The organism is Hymenobacter citatus, from assembly GCF_014333615.1.
Lineage (GTDB): Bacteria > Bacteroidota > Bacteroidia > Cytophagales > Hymenobacteraceae > Hymenobacter > Hymenobacter citatus.
Window position 1 is genome coordinate 21,819 of the sequence record NZ_JACSCY010000005.1, and the last position, 20,623, is coordinate 42,441.

Below are 20,623 nucleotides of genomic sequence, written 5' to 3' on the forward strand. Positions count from 1 at the left end.
TGATACGCGGAATGCTCAGGATGACAGAAAAACAACCATCCAATCACTCAACCATTTAACAATAAACTTATTAACCCATCCATACTTTGAGTTCTAAATCTGAATCTAAACGCCGCCAAAACAGCACCCGCCACCCTGGCGCCACCGATACGGTGAAGGGCCGGGCGGGCCGCATTCTGGCCAAAGGCAACAAAGACGCTACCTACGACACGAGCCAGGAACAGGAAACTGCCGTGCTGGTAGCCGTACCCGATAAGCGCCAACCCAATACTACCACGCAAGAATACCTCGACGAGCTGGCTTTCTTGACCGAAACCGCCGGTGCACAAGTGGTAAAACGCTTTGTGCAGCGCCTAGAAAAGCCCGACATCCGCACGTTTGTGGGCGAGGGAAAGTTGGCCGAAATTAAGGCCTACGTGAATCACTCGGGCGCCAGCATGGTCATTTTTGATGATGACCTGTCGCCCTCACAGCTACGCAACTTGGAGGCCGAGCTGAAGGTGAAAATTGTGGACCGCTCGCTGCTGATTATCGACATCTTTGCCCGCCGGGCAAAGTCGGCCACGGCGCGCACGCAGGTAGAGCTGGCGCAGTACCAGTACCTGCTGCCCCGCCTTACCGGCCTCTGGACGCACTTGGACAAGCAGCGCGGCGGGGGAGTAAGCCAACGCGGACCAGGTGAAACAGAAATCGAGACCGACCGCCGCGTGGTGCGCGACCGGATTTCCTTCCTGAAAGAAAAGCTGAAGGACTTCGACAAGCAGAGCGTTACGCAGCGCAAGTCGCGCACCGGCTTGGTGCGGGTAGCGCTGGTGGGCTACACCAACGTGGGCAAGAGCACCATCATGAACCTGCTGTCCCGCTCCGATGTGTTTGCCGAAAACAAGCTCTTCGCTACCGTCGACTCCACGGTGCGCAAGGTGGTACTGGACACGGTACCGTTCCTGCTCTCCGATACGGTAGGATTTATCCGCAAGCTCCCTACCCGCCTAATTGAGAGCTTCAAGAGCACCCTGGATGAGATTCGCGAAGCCGACCTGCTCATGCACGTGGTCGACATCTCGCACCCGTCGTTTGAGGAGCACATTGAGGTAGTGAACGACACACTAAAAGACATCGGCGCTGCCGATAAGCCCATCCTGCTGGTGTTCAACAAAATAGACCAGTACAACCCCGACGCCGAGGCGGGCCTCGACCCTGATGGCGGCTTCGAGGACATGAACCCCGACGAGGAGGAAGGCACCCTGATCCGCCCTACCCTGGAGCAGCTGCAAGCCACCTACATGGCCAAAATGCACGACCCGGTGATTTTCATCTCGGCCCAGGAGCGCGAAAACATCGACGAGCTGCGGGCTTTGCTGGTGCGCAAGGTAGGCGAGCTGCACCGCCAGCGCTACCCCAACCAACAGGACTACGACGAGGCGGAGTAAATTTAAAAACCGCCTGTCATCCTGAGCGCAGCGAAGGACCTTCTCAAAGCAAAACGAGTCGTTTGATACGTCTATCGTTCTGCCGTGAGAAGGTCCTTCGCTGCGCTCAGGATGACAGGCGGTTTTTATAGCAACTTACTTCGAGAAGCGGTAGACGTGGTTACCTACGCGCAGCAGGTACAGTCCATTTGCCGGCAGATTGGCCACCGAAATACGTAGCTCGGCACCCGGCAATGCTGTTCCGCGTTGCACCACCTGGCCAGCCGCGTTCAGCACTGTGTATGCGGTTTCATTGGGTAGGGACGTAGCAAACCGCACCGCCACCTCGCTGGTAGCGGGGTTGGGGTAGAGCATGCCAGCCGCTGTGGCCAGCTGCACGGCCACCACCGGGCTGAGGTGGGCTGTCTGGTCGAGGTCGAGCTGGCGCAGGCGGTAGTAGATGCGGCCACCCAGATCGGAAGTCGGGTCGAGGAAGGTGTAGCTGCGGGCGCTGGTGCTATTGCCCTGCGCCGCCACCTGCCCCACGGCCTCAAACAACCGCCCATCGAGGCTACGCTCCACTACGAACTGGGCACTATTCTTCTCCGAAGCTGTAGCCCAGCGCAGGGCTACCTGCTGTTTTTGCGCCGTAGCCGTGAAGCTGGTTAGCTCTACTGGCAATACTATAGGAGCAATTACCAGGCAGCTGCCGTTGTTGTAGGTGATGTTGTTGGACTGATTACGCGCAATCAGGCCCACGGCATAGGTGTTCACCGTTACTACGTCGCCGATGTTGCCCGACCACTTGTGCGCCCCCTCGGCCGAGTTGATGCCATACGGGTTTTGCTGAGGTGCAGGGAAATTGGCCAAATTAGCATCATCCCAGAAAGCGTAGTCGATGTTGCCGGTGTTGCCGGGCCGCACCTCCCGGATAATGATGCCACCAGTGTTGTTCTCCGCATCGAAGATGGGAAAGTTGACTGGTCCTACCCCGCTGGAGTAGGTGATGTTGATGCTGCCGGAAGGCATGGAAGCGCCCGTGTCGGAAGTACCATCCCAGTCGAACTGGTTGTCGCCTTTCTGCGTCAGGCCTTCCAGCAGCCGGTCGGTAGCGGCTTCGTAGGTTTTGTTGTTGTTGCCATCGATGAAGATGGTGCCGAAACCAGTCTGATCGACGCGCAGCGTAAAAATAGCTCCTTTATTATCAGAGCGGCAACTCGTGCTGATGGTAGGGGCCGCAGGGCGAATGGTGGTGGGGTAAACAGCTGGATCCGGATCATTCACAAACAGCTTATACTCGGCCGTATTAAAAGACCCGCTGCGGCTTTTGCGCCAGTCCTTGTAGGTACCAGACGCTTTACTGACACCGTACGAGTTGGCCGTTAGGAGTACGCCCCAGGGCTGCATTCCTGCGTAGTCTACCCGCTTGATGAAGTAAGTGCCGTCGTAGTTAGGATTCGGAATGAGGGGGTAGAGCGAAAAGGAATTGGCCAGCCGGGCTACGTCGGAACCAGCTGTGAAGCCCCAGCTCTGCGAGTACAATCGGCCCGGTTTCTCGCCAGTTGCAGACCGCACCGTTACGTCCCAGATATCATAGGCCGTACGCACTTTGGCAGCGGGGCTACCATCAGTATTTACAGCCATGAGCTCCAACCAGAATTCCTGAGCGCTACCCGTACTATTGGTATAGGACAGTGGGTTATAGCCACCCGCAACAGCGCCGTTGTAGTTGGGCCCTACACTAGCCTGCGCGTAGTTGTCGATAACACCGGGGCCTGCCGCCAACAGCGCATTGTTAGGGTTAGTACCCGTCGCCGGGTTGATCTGCGTAGTCATGACCGTATTAATGGTCGATGCTCCCGCTGGCGTGAAGCGCAGTTGAATGCGCAAAGATGCGTGTACCGTGTTGTAGTTCATGCGGTGCACACCGTAATACACGGTTTCATTGGGTTCTACGTGCACGTACATACGCTCGGCGGCGGGGCTACCCTCGTTCAGAAACTCCCGGGTGTTGCTGCCATCATTCTGCTGCAAATAACCCACGTAGTCGTTGGCTGTGTTGGCTGCGGTGCGAGCTGCCGTACCGGGCGTTAGGTTCTTAGAGCCTTCAGCCTTGGCCTCATACACAACAGTATGCAGCAATAATCCTAAAACGAGAATAAGCAATTTATTACTCAAAAAGGTATAATATCTACGCATCGATTTGACTACTTGAATTTTCGGCAGCAAAATTCCCTTTGCATTGAATATAAACCAATACATATATCTTATATGATTTATAAATATTCCCACTATTGAGAGTTCATTCTCGAATTGAACCACATCTGTAGTCCCTACTTTTCGCCCTTACTTGTGCCCGGCTGCCTATATCGGCTCTCTTCTTGCAGACGACCTAGCCATAGCCTTACCCGACCCATATAACCATTTCGGCTGGGCCGTAGTAAAGAGACGTGCCTACCCACCGTGCCCCTACCCATGAAGATTCTGTACCTGATGCGCCACGCCAAATCCAGCTGGAGCTACGACGAGCTAAACGACCACCAACGCCCGCTCAACGACCGGGGCCGCGACGATGCTCCGCTAATGGGCCAGGCCTTGGCCGAGCGTAACATCAAGGTAGACCTGCTGCTGACTTCCTCGGCCGTACGCGCCCAAAGCACAGCCGTGCTGGTGGCGCGCGAACTCAAGTATCCGCACGACCAGATTGTGGTGGACGAGTCTATTTACCGGGCCGAGGTGAAAGATCTGTTGCGGGTGGTGCGCGAATGCCCCGACACGGCCGGCTCGGTGCTGCTGGTGGGCCACAACAACACCATCACCGATTTTGCCAATTTGCTTTCGCCCAGCCCCCTCAATGAAATGTCGACGGGCGCTGTAGTGTGTCTGCACTTTCGGGTGGATAGCTGGGCGGCCATTGACCGCGCCAACGCAGAGTTTTACTTCTACGACACGCCCAAGAACCAGAAATAGCCGCTTCGCCTCATGTCAACGTCCTCTCCTACCCCTCCGGCCCTCCCCCTTCTCAACCGCGAGCTGAGTTGGCTGACGTTCAACTACCGCGTGTTGCAGGAAGCCCAGAACCCCAGCGTGCCGCTGCTGGAGCGCCTGAAGTTTCTGGCTATTTTCTCCAGCAACCTCGACGAGTATTTCAAAGTGCGCGTGGCCACGCTGCGCCGCCTAGTGAAGCTTAAGAAAAAAACCCGCGCCAAGCTGGGCGAAGACCCCGCCGAACTGCTACAAACCGTGCTGCAAGAGGTAGGACGGCAGCAGCAGGCGTTCGGCGATACGTTTCGGCAGCAGATTTTGCCGGGCTTGCAGCAGGAGCACATTCACCTGATTTCGGAGCACGACCTGAGCCCTACGCAGCGCGAGTGGGTGCTGACGTACTTCCACGAGCACGTGCGCGACCTGCTCTCGCCCATCTTCCTGGACGACAACCTGCACCACCTATTCCTGCGCGACCAGTCGGTATACCTCACCTTTTTTCTGACGCACCCTGCCAGCAAAAAACAGGCAGATGAAGAACGCGTGCTGGTGATGGAGCTGCCCACCAAGCGCCACGGTGGCCGCTTCGTGCGCCTACCCGACGAGGGCACGGAGCACTATGTGATGTTCCTAGACGACGTAATCAGGGTAGGGGCACATGAGTTGTTTCCTGACTATGAGCGCGTGCAGGTGCAGGCCATCAAACTCTCGCGCGACGCCGAGCTGGATATTCAGGAAGAAGTATCGAGCAACTTGCTCACCAAGATCAAAAGCAGCCTGCAAAAGCGCGAAACCGGCTTTCCGGCCCGCCTGCTCTACGACCCCGCCATGCCCAAGGAAGTGCTGCGCGCCGTGATGCAGAAAACCGGCATCGGGCAAGACGAGTTGGTGGAGGGTAGCCGCTACCATAACTTCCGCGACTTTTTCGGCTTCCCGGATTTCGAGCTGACGCACTTGCAGTACGAGCCGCAGCCACCCCTACCCCACCCGACCCTGCCGGCGCGGCCGGGCACGATGCTGGCCGCCATTGCCCGGCAAGACCATCTGCTGCACCTACCCTACCAGTCGTTCGGCTACGTGGTGAACCTGCTACGCGAGGCCGCGACCGATCCGCTAGTCAATAGCATCAGCATCACGCTCTACCGGGTGGCAGGCAGCAAGAGCGAGGTGGTAAAGTCGTTGCTGAAAGCCTTGAAAAAAGGCAAACAGGTGACCGTGGTAGTAGAGCTGAAAGCCCGTTTTGACGAGGAATCCAACATCTTCTGGGCCGATAAGCTCCAGAAAGCCGGTGCCGACGTGATTATGGGCATGCCCGAGCTGAAGGTACACACCAAGCTGCTGTTGATTACGCGCACCGAAAACGAGCAGAATCGCCAGTATGCTTACCTCAGCACCGGCAACTTCAACGAGGCCACCAGCCGCATCTACGCCGACCATGGCTTGTTTACGGCCGATCCGCGCCTGACGCAGGAAGTGGCCGCGCTGTTCCGCTACTTCCACGACCGGCAACCGCCCACCAACTTGGAGCACATCCTAGCCGCGCCCTTCGACCTGCGCACCCGCCTAGATGCGCTGGTAGACGCAGAAATTGAACGCGCCCAGAGTGGTCAGGAAGCGTATATTATTCTAAAGTTAAATGCCTTACAGGACGAAGACATGATTAAGCGGCTCTACCAGGCCAGCCAGGCCGGCGTGCGGGTAGAGCTACTTATCCGAGGCATTAGCTGCCTGATACCCGACGCGGCCGGCGTAGCTGACAATATCAGCCAGCAAGGCATTGTGGACCGCTACCTGGAGCACGCCCGCGTGTACGTGTTTGGCAATGGCGGCGAGGAGCTGGTGTACGTGGCCTCCGCCGACTGGATGGCCCGCAACCTCAGCCGCCGCGTAGAAGTAGCCTTCCCCATCCTCGATGACAAGCTACGCGCCGAAGTACGCCTGCTCCTTGATTTCCAGCGCCAAGACAACGTGAAGTCCCGCGACTACCATAACCACTTCATCCAGGCCGAAGAAGGCGCTGCGCCCATGCGAGCCCAGCTCGCTACCTATGAATACCTGAAGAAACTAGCGCAGAAGAAGGGTAGGAAGTAAGCAGGAGGGTGTGGGGGTAGGAGGGTAGAAAGTGTGTCATCCTGAGCGCAGTGAAGGACCTTCTCACGCTAGAACGACTGACGTAACAACGACTCGTTCACGCGTGAAAAGATCCTTCACTGCGTTCAGGATGACAAGCGGTTTTTCAACTCATTATCTCTCCACTTCACCATCTCACCACTCTTACTTCCCCATCGTCTTCTTCAGCAGCTTGCGAGGGGGCACGATGAAGACTTCCAGGCTGGCGTAGGGGGCACCGCCCAGGGTGTTGTCGATGATGCGGGGGCGGGTGCCGGCCCGGAATAGGCTAAAACCGCGGTTGCCGTCATAATCGAAGCCGTTGAAGGAAGCGTTGTAGCGGTAGCCGCCTTCTATACCAAACCACAGGAAATCATAGATTTCGCGCTCCAAGCGCAAGCGAGGCCTAAATTCGGTTTCGCGGATGATGAGGGTAGTGAGGTTGTTGTTGGGGAGGGGCTCGCGCAGTTTGATATTGTAGTTGAGTCCGTCCACGGAGTAGCCGCCCAGCAGCAGGGTTTTCTCGTTCACGTTGTAGCGGAACGTGACGCGGGCCGGAAACAACGATTCCACACCCCAGTGCTCGTTCCAGGTGCGATTGTAGAGAATAACCGGGTAGATGCTTTGCCGCCCAAATGTGTAGCTCAGCTGCGCCCCAATACCCCAGGCAAACCGCGCGCTACGCTTCCAGCCGTAGATAAACTCACCCGACATCTTCAGGTAGTCGTTGAAGCTCAGGTTGCTGCTCTCCGAGGTGTAGTCGCCATTCAGCTCGCCCTTCACGCGGGCCAGGTACCAGTGCACCTCATCAATAGGGCGGATGGCGGCCAGCTGCGCGCCTAGGGTTTTCAGGCCCTTATCTTCCAGGTTGCGGTAGAAGGGCGAGGCATCGGGGTTCTTGAACTGAAACTCCTCCCGGTCGTAGTTCACGCCCAAAATCACTTTCAGGTGAGGGTGGTTTAGCAGTGGCGCGTAGGCTTTGATGAACGCCCGACTGTTTTTGGTGACCGTGGTGCGGGTGTTCACATCGGATACCCCCTCCGTGTTGCTCTTGGTCTTGGTATCGATCCGAAAGTCGCTCAACCGCTCAATGTGCGCCACAATGCCTTTGCTGGGCCCCATGCCAATAACCGAGGGCACGGCAAACTCGCGGGCTTCAGCTTCCTGGCCTACCTCGCCTATCCCGATACTATCGGAGGGCGCGGGTGCCGGAACCGGGTACACGGGCGTGCGAGGGGGCACTTCCTGAGCCGTAGCGGAGTAGCACCCAAGGCTCAGGCCAACACTTAACAGCGCCGCTTTAACGGGACATTTCAAAGAATAGAGTAGCGGCATATACGCGAGAGTGAGCGTGTTCCGAAAAAAGAAAAGACGTTAAGTGTTGCTCTTAACGTCTTTTCCGGAAAAAGGGTAGGCTCAGCAGTGTTTAACCGCCAATTTGTTTAAAACAGGAAGTCGAAGCCCACAAAAATCAGCTTCTCCTCGCCCACCGAATAGGTAGCATTCAACACTGCCTGCTTCAGCACGTCAATCCAGATGCCGCCGCCATAGGATGTGTGGAAGGCCTTGAGGCCCGTCTGCACATCGTTGCCGGAGTACACGCGGGCGGCATCGGTGTGGCCCAGGATGCCAAACTTGCCGGGCACCAGGTAGGCGTTGAAGGTGAAGAGCTGCAAGCGGGCTTCCAGGTTGCCGTAGAGCGAGCTGCGGCCGGCGTAGCGCGTGCGGCGGTAGCCGCGCAAGTTGGCCGCCGCAATGGTGGCATTAGACTGTCCGCCCAAGGTATTGGCCTGGTAGAAGCGGTAGTCGCCGATGTTGTGCGCCACGCCCACGCGGCCGGCCCAGGTAAGCTGGAAGGGGAAGTTGGGGCTGATGTAGGCGCGGAACTCCGAAGCAATGCGGCCATAGTTTAGCATCTCGCCGCCCAACTGGTGGTTGAACTCGGCGCTGTTGTACCAACGCAAGCCAATACGCGGGTTTTTGGGTGAGCTCACGGCGTCGATGTTCATATAGGCCTTAGCGCCTAGATAACGGTTCAACTGGAAATCGGAAGGCCGAATGCCCAGAGCCGCGCCTGTGTAGCCATTGTTGATGCCTTGCTGAATCTGGTTGCCCACGTCAAACGTCGACACCCGGAACTGGTCGTATTGTGGGCCGAAGCCTACCTTCAGGAAGCTGAACACGTCCTTTTCCAGCATAGGTGCCACATACAGGCGCGAGAAGCGGACGCGGTAGTTGTCGTTGATTTCGCGGTTGCGCACCCGGTCGTCAGTCTGTTCGGCTAGGATGTTGCGCGAGTCGTTGCCCTTGCCGAAATAGTTGTAGAGCAGCTGCGGCCCATAGAGCTGGCTGTTGATTTTCAGATCAAACTTGCCCAGCACATCTACAAAAGTACCCGTGTAGCGAATGTTGTAGGCATTGCGCGAGGGTGCCCAGTTGGCCACCAGCGTTTGCTCCGTGGCAAACGGGTTGCGCCGGAAGCCGTACGTGCGGTACGTCACGCCGCCACCCACAAACAGACCATCATCAATGTTGTAGCCAAAGTAGGCGGCCGGCCCAAAGTAGTTGAGGCGGTAGTCTTTGCGGTCGGCGCGGTTGGGGTTGTCGTAGCGGCTCACGTCGTTGCCGGGCTCCAGGTGCAGGCGCGTTTCGGGGCCGGCATTAATGACGTTGGCCGTGTCTACCTCATTATCGTAGACCAGCGTTTTGTGGCGCCGCAGGAAGCCGCCCACCCGTGAGTTGTCGGTGATGGTGTCCTTATCGATACCCCCAATGATGCGCAGGGTAGGCCCGCCGTTCGACTGGCCAGTGACTTTGTAAATATCGTTGCCGGCAAAGCCGTAGAGGCGTATATCTTTAGTCACGTTGCCATCAATCACCTTGTCGAACAGCACCTTGTTGGTGTTGCCCTTCTTGCTGATTTTGGTCATCGTGACGTGCACTTTGCTGTCGGGTAGGCGCTCCACCTCAAATAGCTCGCGCTTCTGGCTACCCTTCACCTCTATCACCTTGTTCAGCATGCCGTAGTAGTCGGCGGCCAACTGGGGCAGCAGGTCGCGGCGGTTTTTGAGTTTGGCCACAATCTCGGCGCCGTGCAGGGCGTAGATGTCGGCGGGCCACTGCTTCTTAAACGCCTGCTCAATCTCGGCGTCGGTGAGGCGGGACTTCATATCCTCGGCAATCTTCACCCACTGCTTCTGCGTCAGCTCGCCCAGAAAGCGCCGGTCGTTGCTGAGGGCCGTCAGGTTCAGGCCGCGCCAGTCGGCGTAGTCGTTGCCGAAGTTCTGGAAGTTGCGCACCGCAAACTTCCGCGAGGCCAGGTAGGGCAGCAGACCGTCACCTTTAAAGAAGGCCACGTCGCGGTCTTCCGGCACAGCCGTAAACTTCCGGTCGCCGTCTTCGTCCTTTTTCTCGGCCCAGCGCCATTGGTCTTCGTGCCGGTCCCAGTCGCCAATCCACATATCAAACAGGCGCGAGCGGGCAAAATCTTTCTTGTCTACCTGGTTGTCGTTGTCTTGCTCCAGGCGCTCCATCACGCGGTCGGTGCCTACCAAGTTGGTGGCATAGTCCAGCGAGGCCACGTTGCTCTGGTCGTCCTTGGCGTCTTCTTCCAGCATGGCCGTGGTGTTGGCGAAGCGGTTGTAGTACTGCGCCAGTCGGGGGTCTTGCGGAATGAAGCGCGGCACCGGGTTGGTGTGCAAGATGCCCGCCGCCGAGGCCAGCGGGGGTAGGGCAAAGGCCGCGTACGGGTGCTGGGCCGAAATCTGGTCTTGCAGCAGGTCGCGGGCTGCCCCATCGCGCAGGGCTTCGGGCAGCACGGCAGCGGGGTCTTTGTCGAGGCTGCGCAGGGTGTAGTTGCGGTTCTCGTCGTTGCGGAGCTTCAGCGACGCCGTTTGTTTGCCACCGCCTACCTTATACGGTGTCAGGCCACCTTTCTCGTGCGCCAGGTCCAGCACCGGAAATTTCACGGGCGTGGCCCACTCCTTCCGGTAGTGCTTGCCGAAGATGAAGTTGTGGAAGCCGTTGTGGTCGTTATACGCTGGGTTGATGGCTACCGTCACGGTGCTGTCGCGGAAATTGCGCTGGGGCGCTGCGGGCAGCGTATGGCCCGGCGCGCCGCCTACCTGCTTGGTTGCCACATCCTTCTGGAACGCATAGTTGGGCGCCCGGAATACCAGGCGGCCGTTTTCGCCCCGGTCATTCGGAATCCAATACTCGGTCCACACCTCGCCGTTGGTGTAGTAATTCACGCGGGCAAAGCCTTTCTCTTTATCAGAGAAGATGGCATCGCCACCCCTACCTGGCTTCACATGCTGGGTTTTGCAGCCCGAGCCGCTGGTCACAAACGTCATGTTCTGCTCCCGGAAGAATTGCAGGTTATGTTCGTGGCCGTTGGCGTAAATGATATTGGGATACTTCGCAAAAATCTCCATCAGGCCCTTCTTGTAGGCCTGGTACTGCGGGTGGGGCAGGTCTTGGCTAATACCGCCGTATTTGCGCGCCAGTGGGTAGATAGAGCCGATGACGGGCAGCGGCAGGTAGGCGTATTTGTAGACGATAGATAGCGGAAACAGGTGGTCCGTGAAGGTGAAGTAGCCGCCGTGGATGCCGTCGGAAAACAACGGGTGGTGAGCCACCACCATGATGTTCTTGTTCTTGTTGCGGGCAATGATGTCTTCGAGCTGCGTGTAGAAGTCCGTCTCGTTTGCCACGCCGCAGTCGTTGTTGCTGCCGTAGGGACGCTCGCCGTTGGTTTGCAAAAACCACTGCGAGTTGATGGCAATCATTACCAGGTTATCGTTGAGCTGAATCTCGTAGGGGCCGGGGCAGGCATCGCGCGGGATGAAAAAATCGCCGGTATACGCAAAGGCCGCCGAGTCGCTCTGTAGATACCGCTCCACGAAATCCTGCTGGCGGTTCACCTGCTCTACGCTGCCATCGTGGCCCTGCTTCCAGTCGTGGTTACCCGGAATCATGTACTTCTCACCCTGGTAGCCTTCCAGCGTCTTCAACTGGGCCACCATGCGCTCCTCCGACACCTTGCGGTCAAACGCATCCTCCGGGGGTAGGCCGTATTCGTAGATGTTGTCGCCCAGAAAGACGGTGGTGCTTTTGGAGCCAGCGGCCAGAATCTGGCGGCGCAGGAAATTCAACGACGGCTCCCCGCCTACCTTAGCATCGGCGGGCTTGCCTACGTCGCCAATCAGAAAAACGGTGTAGCGCAGCTGGCTGCTGTCGGGCGGCGTCAAGGACTCCCAGTTCTTACCCTCGCCACGGTAGTTTGGCCGCTCCGGATGGGGCGTTTGGGTAGCTTGGCCCTGAACCGACAGCACGCTCGATCCTCCAAGAGCCAGCGACAGGAAATAATGCAAAATCTTTCTTCTCATACGAAGGAAATAAACAGAACTTTGACCACTACGTGTCGCTTTATGCTCTGTGAACCGCTCTACAGCTGTTCAGTTAGATAATTTCAGTAAACTTATTCAGGGATTTCCACTGTTCGGGTGAGTTGACACCTTATTTGCATGGTGCAGAGCCCTACGCAAATGCTGCCTTCACAGTTTGGATAGAGCTACACAAAAACCTCCGGACGGCATTCTCGTTGTAAACCGATGGGGCGCACCAGCCGGGCTTGCTGCGCTTCTTCAGCCTCTCCTTTTATATGGAAACAACCGCCACGCTACAGTCTACCAAGGCCGAGATAGTTAAGAAAGCCAAGGCTTACATTACTACGCTTTTCGAAGAAAAGCTGCCGAAGCAACTTGTCTATCATAATCTGGACCACACCGTGAATACGGTGCGGGAGGCGCGGGCGTTGGGCCAAGACGCCGGCCTGAGCGAGGAAGACCAGGAGGCACTGGTGCTGGCCGCCTGGTTTCATGACGCAGGCTACACCGAGTCCTACGATGGCCATGAATATCGCAGTATGGCCCTGGCCGAGCAGTGGTTGCAGGAGCAGCACTACCCCGCCGACCGCACTGCGCTAGTAGTGGATATGATTCGGGCCACGCACCGCGACGAGCCGCGCACCACCCAGCTCCAGCGCTTGCTGGTAGATGCCGACATGAGCAACACCGGCCGCGAGGATTTTGCGGCCCGCGCCGAGCTGTTGCGCGCCGAGTGGGAAGTAGCGCAGGGCCGCACGTTTTCCAGCGTAGGCTGGGCCGAGTCGCAGCTCGATTTTCTAATGTCGTTCAAGTTCTTGACCACCGTGGCCAAGAGCCGGTACAAAGAACAGCTGAAGGAGAACATTAAAGACCAGCGCAAGCTGCTGAAGAAAACCGAAAAGAAGCGTAAGGAGAAGGATAAAGCCCGCACCGAAACTTTTGCTGAGCCTAAGCGTGGCATCGAAACGATGTTTCGAACCATGTATGGCAACCACATGAAGCTTTCGGATATGGCCGATAAAAAGGCCAACATGATGATTTCGCTGAATGCCGTGCTTATCTCCGTTATCATCACCTACCTGGGTACCAAGGTAGGCGGCAAAACGGCCGTGCTTAGCCCGGCCATTACGCACAACCCGGTGCTGTCTATCCCCATGGGTATTTTGCTGCTCACCTCGTTGGGGTCGGTGGTGTCGGCCATCCTGTCGGCCCAGCCCGATGTCACGAGCTTTAAGTGGCTGAAAAAGAGTCCCGAAATTGCCACCAACCGCCGTGTAAACCTGCTGTTCTTCGGCAACTTCACCAAGCTCAACCTCGACGATTTCCAGGGTGGCATGCGCGAGCTAATGCGCCAGAAGGATTCGCTCTACACCAACATGGTAACGGACGTGTACTACCTTGGTGAGGTACTCTCGCGCAAGTACCGCCTGTTGCGCATCAGCTATACCATTTTCATGGTGGGTTTAATTCTCACGGCCTTGTCGTTTGGTATTGTGCTGCTGTATAAGCTGTGAGATGGTGAAATGGTGAGTAGTGAAAGGCGCCTGTCATCCTGAGCGTGCGAAGGACCTTATGCCCGCAGAACAAGTCGTTGTTACGCCTGTTGTTCTGACATGATAAGGTCCTTCGCAGGCTCAGGATGACAGGCGCCTTTCACAACTTCACCATCTCACCATCTCACCATCTCACCTCTACCGCCGCTCGTACATCCGCTCGCAGAGGGCGGCTAGCTGTAGGATGGAGCATCCCAGAAAACGGCGCATGCGGCGCAACTGCCCCGTGCGGATACTCCGTTGCTGGCTGGCTACGTGGCCGTACTGAAATTCCAGCGTAATCAGACAGGAGCGGTCGTCTACGGCTTCAATAAAGAAGAACAGCAGCGAGTTGGGGAAAAGCCGGAAGTGCGAAATCTTCTCGACGTACTCCAACCGGTCGGCCTCTTCCTCGAACAGTTGCACTGTCTGAAAATCAATTTGCCCATTGCCTACATCTACTTTGTAGCTGGTGCCCAGGCGGCCGGCTTTGGTCACGTCGTAGTGCACGCCAGTAGCTTTCTCCATCCAGGAAGGCCGCAGCCGAAAATTGCGGATCACACGCAGGGCGTACCCAGCTGGCACCCGCACCGCCCGGCGCACTTTCAGCACGCCGCTCTGGCTGCTAGCGCCGCCGTTGCCGTCGGGCGTGGTCAGAAACTGGCGCAGGGGTGTGAGGTGAGCATAGCGGTAGCGGACGCGCCCCAGATGCTCGTAGGCCGTAGAACCCCGCAACAGGCGCGTCCAGGTGAAGCTTTGCGCAATGTCGGTGGCTGGTTGCGTGCGCAGGTAGCTGTCCGAAAACAGGGCGTACTCGCTACCCATCACGTTGTTTTTGAGCAGGCGATGCACCACAATCACCTCTTTGCCCATGAGCTTGGTGTGCTGCCGGATCTGCGCCACGCTCACCGGGCCGTAGTGCACAATAATCTTGAGCGTCAGTTCATAGCCCCGTAGCGCAGTGCCCAACTCTGAGTCGGCATCGCGTTCTACCAAGCGCAGGTAGTTCTGGAAATCGAGGAAGATACGGCGGCACTGCTCCACCATTTGCCTGATGGAGGGCGGCGGCCCCAGACGGTAGAACAATATAGCGTCGCCCTGAATCTCACTCACCTGCATGCCAATGATGTTGGCTTCAATCAGAATTTCGAGCAAATCAGCTACCAGAAACGGCGCAAGTTGGCTACCCGATTCCTGAATGAAACGCGTGAAACCGCTGATGTCGGGAATGCACAGCAGGGCTGGCGTACGGTGGTCCGTTTCGGCAGTAGCCACGGCCGGTCGACGACCCGCCGCCCGGCGGGAGGCGCGCAAATCATCCAATAGGCCCATAGAGCGAAGAGGTGAAGGAGGGAAGGAGAACGTTCATACGAAGATAGGCAGCAGGTGGCGCTCCGACCCGTTAACAACTTGGAAGAGGACTTGAAATACCCGTATCTTTACCGAGTTACCCAACAAGGCTGGCTGCGTAGTTCAACGGATAGAATAGGCGTTTCCTAAACGCTTGATATGGGTTCGATTCCCGTCGCGGCTACTACGAATATTATGCTGTTTTCCACGAAAGCGCGCTCTTTAGGCGCGCTTTTTTGTGTTTTAGGCGGAAAGTTGAATTCTAAAAATATTTTCAAAAAAATGGTTCTGTCACAATTTGAAGTCTACACCAACGCTTTTTGAAGTATAAAGAGCCTCATATAATATAAAATATCGCCTTTTACCATATTAAATATCAAAAATATCCTAGTCGCATTTTGATCAGGAATTACCTTTTTTGGGAGCTCTTGAAGTAAGACCTTTGGGCATACTCTTCGACCTCCGAGCTATGCAACACTCTCATCAGCCACCGACCTCGCAACAAGGCCTGCTTCATTTAATTGCCGTTATGATGCTGTCTTCCCCAGGCATCCTACCGGTTTCCGTTTCCACCGCTGCCTAGCGGTTTCACCCTTTCCATACTTCCTTTCCGTTCCTTTCCACATCCAGACCCTAAAAACCGAAGGCACAGGCTTTCGGTTTTTGGTGTCTTATGGCGTTTATAAGCAGGTAGTAGCGTCACAGTATTCTGTCATTTGTTTATGCACTCGGCAGCCTGCTTCTTCGCCAACAGGATAGCGCGCAACGGGTGTTTGCACGAAAGCAATAGAGGCTTAGTAGCAGGTCGTGCTGGTCGTAAATGCAGTTTTCGATAGCCAAGCCACTATTTCTTCGCTGGTAGCGCGTACCTTGATGGCCCGATGGTAGCCGATGTACCATCCATCGGTTAGCTTCCAAGCGTTACTGCATGAACTCTGCTCCGCTCTCCGGGCTCTATGCCCCCTCCCTCTCCCTCCTCACCGACCTCTACCAGCTCACCATGGCCTATGGCTATTGGCAGCAAGGTATGCAGGACCGTGAGGCGGTGTTCCATTTGTATTTCCGCAAACCGCCGTTTGGGGGCGGCTACGCGGTGGCGGCGGGCCTGGCCTACGCCGTAGATTGGCTGGAGCAGCTACAATTTTCGGCCGATGATCTGGCCTACCTTGCCAGCCTGCGCGGCAGCAAGGGTACTGCGCTGTTTGACCCCAAATTTCTGGATTACCTGCGCAACCTACGTTTCACCTGCGATGTAGACGCGGTGCCCGAGGGCACGGTGGTGTTCGGTAACGAGCCACTGGTGCGGGTGCGGGGGCCGCTGTTGCAGGCCCAGCTGGTGGAAACGGCCTTGCTCACGCTCGTCAATTTTCAGACGCTGATTGCCACCAAGGCCGCCCGCATTCGGGAAGTAGCCGGCTCCGACCAGATCCTGGAATTTGGCTTGCGACGGGCGCAGGGCTTTGATGGGGGCTTGTCGGCGAGCCGGGCAGCCTACCTGGGCGGGGGCGATGGCACCTCCAATGTGCTGGCTGGTCAACGGTTTGGTATTCCCGTGCGCGGCACTCACGCCCACAGCTGGGTAATGGCATTCGATGACGAAGAAACTGCCTTTGCGGCCTACGCGCAGGCTTTTCCTGACGATTCGGTGTTTCTGGTAGACACCTACGACACGCTGGAGGGCGTACGCCACGCCATCAACGTGGCACGGCAGATGCGCGCGCAAGGCCACGAGCTGGGCGGCATCCGCCTCGACTCGGGCGACTTGGCCTACCTCAGCCGTGAGGCTCGCGCCCTGCTGGATGAGGCGGGCTTTACTAACACCCGCATTGTGGCCAGCAATGACTTGGAGGAAAACCTCATCACCAGCCTCAAGCAGCAGGGCGCCCGCATCGACACCTGGGGGGTAGGCACGCAGCTGGTAACGGCCTACAACCAACCGGCTTTGGGAGGCGTGTACAAGCTGGCGGCCCTGCGCAAACCCGACGATTCGGGCTGGGACTACACCGTGAAGCTATCGGAGCAAATCATCAAAACCAGCATCCCTGGTATTTTGCAAGTGCGCCGCTACGAGAATGAGAAAGGCCAGCCCCGCGCCGACATGCTCTACAACACCGCCGAGCCTCTACCCGAGTCGCTGACCATTGTAGACCCCACCGACCTCACACGCCGGCGCTCTATTCGCTCTACCAACTTTCGGGAGCTGCTGGAGCCCATCTTCCGGTGGGGCGAGCTGGTGCACCAGCTGCCTACCCTGACCGAAAGCCGTACCCGCGCCCTACGCGAGGTGCAAAGCCTCGACCCGAGTATTCGTCGTTTCCTGAACCCACACGTGTACCCCGTGGGCCTGGAAGCTACCCTGCACGACTACCGCACCCAGCTGATTCTGGAGAAACGGCCGCAACGGCCGGCGTAACTCTTTGGCTTGTCAGAAATTTGCCCTCTTCCGCACTCGCTCGGCTGTGCCGAGTGAGGACTACGTGTGAGGGGCTGTGCCCCGAATCCGGCCGCGCCGTTTGAGCAACACCGCGCTAACGTGACGCAAACGTGCGCACCAGAGCTGCCTGGGCGTATAGCTCACTCGGCACAGCCGAGCGAGTGCGGAATGTAAAAAGCTGAATAAGGGCGAAAAACCGTAGCAAGCCGAATTCTATACGCTGCTACCCAAAGCTTACACGCCCTTGCACGACACTTTCTACCTCTTCTCTTGTTCTATTCTTGTCTAATCAGCCGCCACGCAGCTTTAATGGCTTCCCTTGCGGCTTCACATATTACTCGCTATGAATACCTTGAGATTTAAAACCACCATCAACTGCGGCGGCTGCGTGCGCGCCGTAACCGGCCCACTAGACGACGAAACCGCCATTTCCAGCTGGCAGGTGGACACCGACAACCCCGACAAAATCCTGACCGTGCAGGGCGACCATGTGCAGCCGGAGCAGGTAATCCGGGCGGTGCAGGAAGCCGGCTTCGAGATTGAGCCGGTAGTGTAGTTCGCAGGCTGCCGCTGTTTTTGAACGTCATATTGAGCGCAGCGTAGCGGAGTCAAAACATCTCTACTGATAGTAAACTAATTACTGACGGTAGAGGTGCTTCGACTCCGCTACGCTGCGCTCAACATGACGTTCTGCTTTTACCCTACCCTACCTTCGCTCCTACCATTTTCAGTAGTTGCTGATAGATGATGTTGTGCTGCCAAAACAGCTGCAACACCATCGGGACGTGCTTTTTGCCTGGTAGCACCGTGTAGCCGGGCTGCTGCCCCAGTGTTTGCAGCCGCTCCCGAAACCGGGCGCTGCTGCTCTGGATAGAAGGATAGGTTTCGCCGCCCACGAACAACAGAAAAGGCGGGCTACTGGCCGACACAAAGTACATGGCGGAGGTAGCGCGCCACACGGCGGGGTCTTTGCCGAAAGGCACCAAATACTGCTCATCGCCGGGGTACTGCATCTTTTGGAGGTAGTCGAGCATGTCCAGGCCGGCAGGGTCGTCGAGGATGGCGCCGCGGACGGGGTTGTGGGCCAGTCCCCAGCGCGTGAATAGCTCGTCTTTCGTGGCGAGCAGCGCCGCCAGCCCACCACCGGCCGAGTGGCCCATCACGAACAGACGTTGCGGGTCGCCGCCGTACTCGGCCGCGTGCCGAGTGGTCCAGACCACGGCGCGGGCACAGTCGTCGGCCATTTGCGGCACGCGCACCTGCGGGGCCAGCCGGTAGCTGATGACGACGGCCACCACGCCTTGCTTGGCCAGCCTCCGCCCAATAAAGGAATACAGGTTTTTGCTGCCGCTATTCCAGCTGCCGCCGTGGATAAAGACCACTACCGGCAAAGGCTGTGGCCCGCGCCGGCGGGGCGTGTACACATCCAACACCTGGCGCCCGGCCAGGTAGGCCGAGTCGGTAGGGGGCACGTAGGCTACATCTTGAATGCGGCGACTGGGCCGGGCCACGGCATATTCGTTGGCACCCAGCAGCAAAAGCACGCCGGCTAACGCGGCCGGCAGCACATAGCGAAGAAAACGCATAGAAAGCAGGAGAGAATACAGGAAGTAGCCCATACGTACTCGGCCCGGCGGCGGGCGGATTGCCAGCTACCAGGGAAGCATTGTAGTTGCGTGGTGCGGCGTTGTATATTTGTTAGCTAACATTGCACGTTACCACTTTATCGTTCGTTTCCCTGCTTCTTTTGCTTGATGAAAAATTTTCTGATTCCGTGCGCTCTGCTACTCACTTTTTTGGCTGCCACACCAGCGCAGGCGCAGCGCAAATCCAAGTCCAAGTCCAAGAGTAAAACTGAGTCGGCTGCTGCTACTATTACGGCGGACAGCCGGGTGCAGCCGTTGTTTGGCGGGCTGTCGGCGACGCAGGCCGAGCAGGCCCTGGGTGCTACCTATCTGGGCAACATCCAGAAAAGCTTTGCATCGCGCGCCGAGGCCAGCGACTTTTTTACCACCAAAGGATTCGAGTACCTCAACGAAGGTCAAGTTGATACGGCTACCTACCGCCTCAACCTGGCGTGGGTGCTCAACCCCAAAAACCCCCTACCCTACCGCGGCCTGGGCGTGATTGCCAGCCAGCAGCCCACCCCCGATGCCTCCATCGACCTGCTCAACCAGGCGCTGGCCCTAGCGCCCAACGACAACCAGGCCCTCGGCGACCTGGGTAGCCTCTACCTGATGCGGTATGAGCAAACCAAGAAGAAAAAAGACCTGACGACCAGCACCGAGTTCCTCAACAAAGCCCTGGCCGCTGACTCTACCAATGCCGCCGCCTGGCAGCAGCTGGCCCGCATATACTACATTCAGGAAGACTACGCCAAAGCCTGGAACGCCGTGCACCAAGGCCAGAAATACAGCGTGGCCAGTATTGATTTCAATTTTATCAGCGAGCTGATAGCCAAGCAGCCCGACCCCCAGGGTACGTTTAAGTAACAGCCAGATTCCTGTTTGAACGTTATGCGTCGCATGGCGGTCTTTTCCCTACCTACCCTACCCACTTCTTTCGTTTCTCCCGTGAAATCCTACCTTCTGTCTGCGGCCCTCGTTGCCTTGTCTCTCTCCGTTTGTGCGCAGGACCACCCCGAGCGCCGCAAACGGCATTACGACGCGCAAGCTCGCACGTACTATCGGGGACCAGTGCGCTTTTCGGCCGGCGCCGGCGTGGGCTTGTATAATGGCGACCTGACGAAGGGGCTCAGCAACCAGCTCCCTGGCCCCAGCTTCAGCCTGGGCGTGCTCTACCCTGTGCACCCGCACTGGACGGTAGGCAGCGAGGCTACGTATTTCCAGATAGGTTCTACGGACTACCTGCCCGAGCGCAACCTCGCTTTCCGGGGACGCAATGGCACGGGCACGGTGTTCGTGCGGTTTGAGCCGCTACGCGACGGAGCCTATTACGCTGCCCCGCGGCCGGCCCCCACGGCCCTCGTGAAACCCTACCTGAAGCTGGGGGTAGGCCTGGCGCTCTACAGCCCTAAAGCCTACAACGGCACCACCCGCCCCGACGCTACCACCTCGTTTCTGCGCCCCGAGCGCGGCGACTACCCCGCCCTGGCGATAGTAGCGCCCGTGGGCGCAGGCGTGACCCTGCGCCTTACCCACAAGCTCAACGCCACCGCCGAAGCCGCCTACTACTTCACCACCACCGACCAGCTCGACGATATCAGCACCGGCCTCGGCCGCTCTACTTCCGCGCTCAAGGATGGGTATGGGTTGGTTGAGTTGAAGCTGGAGTATTCGCCGTGGAGCAGGTAGGCAAAATTTGGCTGGCCGCTACGAGGCTAGCCCACCACACGAACTAAGCGTTTAGAGTAAGCAAAAAGGCCCAATGCACTGTGCATCGGGCCTTTTTGCGTTA

Annotated in this window: 13 protein-coding genes and 1 tRNA gene; 9 read left to right on the top strand and 5 right to left on the bottom strand. The window is 57.6% G+C overall.

The window, feature by feature from the left end; genetic code table 11:
- Window positions 1-86 precede the first annotated feature (86 nt).
- Window positions 87-1,430 carry a GTPase HflX gene (gene hflX / locus H8B15_RS08230; RefSeq protein ID WP_187319202.1) on the top strand — a complete coding sequence of 448 codons (1,344 nt, stop codon included), beginning with the start codon at window positions 87-89 and terminating at the stop codon, window positions 1,428-1,430.
- A gap of 135 nt (window positions 1,431-1,565) precedes the next feature.
- On the opposite strand, the gene H8B15_RS08235 is transcribed toward hflX, so the two are convergent.
- Window positions 1,566-3,551 (bottom strand): T9SS type A sorting domain-containing protein, encoded by a 1,986-nt coding sequence (locus tag H8B15_RS08235; RefSeq protein WP_187319203.1) that lies wholly within the window; start codon window positions 3,549-3,551, stop codon window positions 1,566-1,568.
- Between the two features lie 333 nt (window positions 3,552-3,884).
- Here H8B15_RS08235 and H8B15_RS08240 point away from each other — a divergent pair, with 333 nt between their 5' ends.
- Complete coding sequence (locus H8B15_RS08240) at window positions 3,885-4,379, top strand: SixA phosphatase family protein (RefSeq protein WP_187319204.1); 495 nt, start codon at window positions 3,885-3,887, stop codon at window positions 4,377-4,379.
- 12 nt (window positions 4,380-4,391) lie between these two features.
- Window positions 4,392-6,485, top strand: coding sequence for a polyphosphate kinase 1 (gene ppk1 / locus H8B15_RS08245; protein ID WP_187319205.1), 2,094 nt, complete (start codon window positions 4,392-4,394; stop codon window positions 6,483-6,485).
- A gap of 183 nt (window positions 6,486-6,668) precedes the next feature.
- Here ppk1 and H8B15_RS08250 read toward each other — a convergent pair whose 3' ends face one another.
- A complete protein-coding gene (locus H8B15_RS08250; RefSeq protein WP_187319206.1) occupies window positions 6,669-7,820 on the bottom strand; it encodes a DUF6268 family outer membrane beta-barrel protein in 1,152 nt (383 codons plus the stop codon).
- A gap of 125 nt (window positions 7,821-7,945) precedes the next feature.
- The gene (locus H8B15_RS08255; RefSeq protein WP_187319207.1) at window positions 7,946-11,890 is read right to left on the bottom strand and encodes a metallophosphoesterase; all 3,945 of its coding nucleotides are present in this window, start codon (window positions 11,888-11,890) and stop codon (window positions 7,946-7,948) included.
- A 275-nt stretch (window positions 11,891-12,165) separates the two neighbouring features.
- Here H8B15_RS08255 and H8B15_RS08260 point away from each other — a divergent pair, with 275 nt between their 5' ends.
- Window positions 12,166-13,404: a Pycsar system effector family protein gene (locus H8B15_RS08260; RefSeq protein WP_187319208.1), complete on the top strand. Its 1,239-nt coding sequence runs from the start codon at window positions 12,166-12,168 to the stop codon at window positions 13,402-13,404.
- A 177-nt stretch (window positions 13,405-13,581) separates the two neighbouring features.
- Here the strand turns inward: H8B15_RS08260 and H8B15_RS08265 are convergent, their stop codons facing one another.
- Window positions 13,582-14,754: a DUF2652 domain-containing protein gene (locus H8B15_RS08265; RefSeq protein WP_187319209.1), complete on the bottom strand. Its 1,173-nt coding sequence runs from the start codon at window positions 14,752-14,754 to the stop codon at window positions 13,582-13,584.
- A 130-nt stretch (window positions 14,755-14,884) separates the two neighbouring features.
- On the opposite strand from H8B15_RS08265, the gene H8B15_RS08270 reads away from it, so the two are divergent.
- From H8B15_RS08270 to H8B15_RS08280, 3 genes are all read left to right on the top strand, one after another.
- Window positions 14,885-14,956, top strand: a tRNA-Arg gene (locus H8B15_RS08270).
- A 744-nt stretch (window positions 14,957-15,700) separates the two neighbouring features.
- Window positions 15,701-17,185 (top strand): nicotinate phosphoribosyltransferase, encoded by a 1,485-nt coding sequence (locus H8B15_RS08275; protein WP_187319210.1) that lies wholly within the window; start codon window positions 15,701-15,703, stop codon window positions 17,183-17,185.
- 364 nt (window positions 17,186-17,549) lie between these two features.
- Window positions 17,550-17,762: a heavy-metal-associated domain-containing protein gene (locus H8B15_RS08280; RefSeq protein WP_187319211.1), complete on the top strand. Its 213-nt coding sequence runs from the start codon at window positions 17,550-17,552 to the stop codon at window positions 17,760-17,762.
- A 145-nt stretch (window positions 17,763-17,907) separates the two neighbouring features.
- On the opposite strand, the gene H8B15_RS08285 is transcribed toward H8B15_RS08280, so the two are convergent.
- Window positions 17,908-18,792 carry an alpha/beta hydrolase gene (locus H8B15_RS08285; RefSeq protein ID WP_187319212.1) on the bottom strand — a complete coding sequence of 295 codons (885 nt, stop codon included), beginning with the start codon at window positions 18,790-18,792 and terminating at the stop codon, window positions 17,908-17,910.
- Window positions 18,793-18,960: 168 nt separating this feature from the next.
- Here H8B15_RS08285 and H8B15_RS08290 point away from each other — a divergent pair, with 168 nt between their 5' ends.
- Both H8B15_RS08290 and H8B15_RS08295 read left to right on the top strand, forming a co-directional pair.
- Window positions 18,961-19,698: a tetratricopeptide repeat protein gene (locus H8B15_RS08290; protein WP_187319213.1), complete on the top strand. Its 738-nt coding sequence runs from the start codon at window positions 18,961-18,963 to the stop codon at window positions 19,696-19,698.
- 24 nt (window positions 19,699-19,722) lie between these two features.
- Window positions 19,723-20,520, top strand: a complete 798-nt coding sequence (locus H8B15_RS08295; protein WP_187319214.1) for a hypothetical protein — start codon at window positions 19,723-19,725, stop codon at window positions 20,518-20,520.
- The last annotated feature ends 103 nt before the right edge of the window (window positions 20,521-20,623 follow it).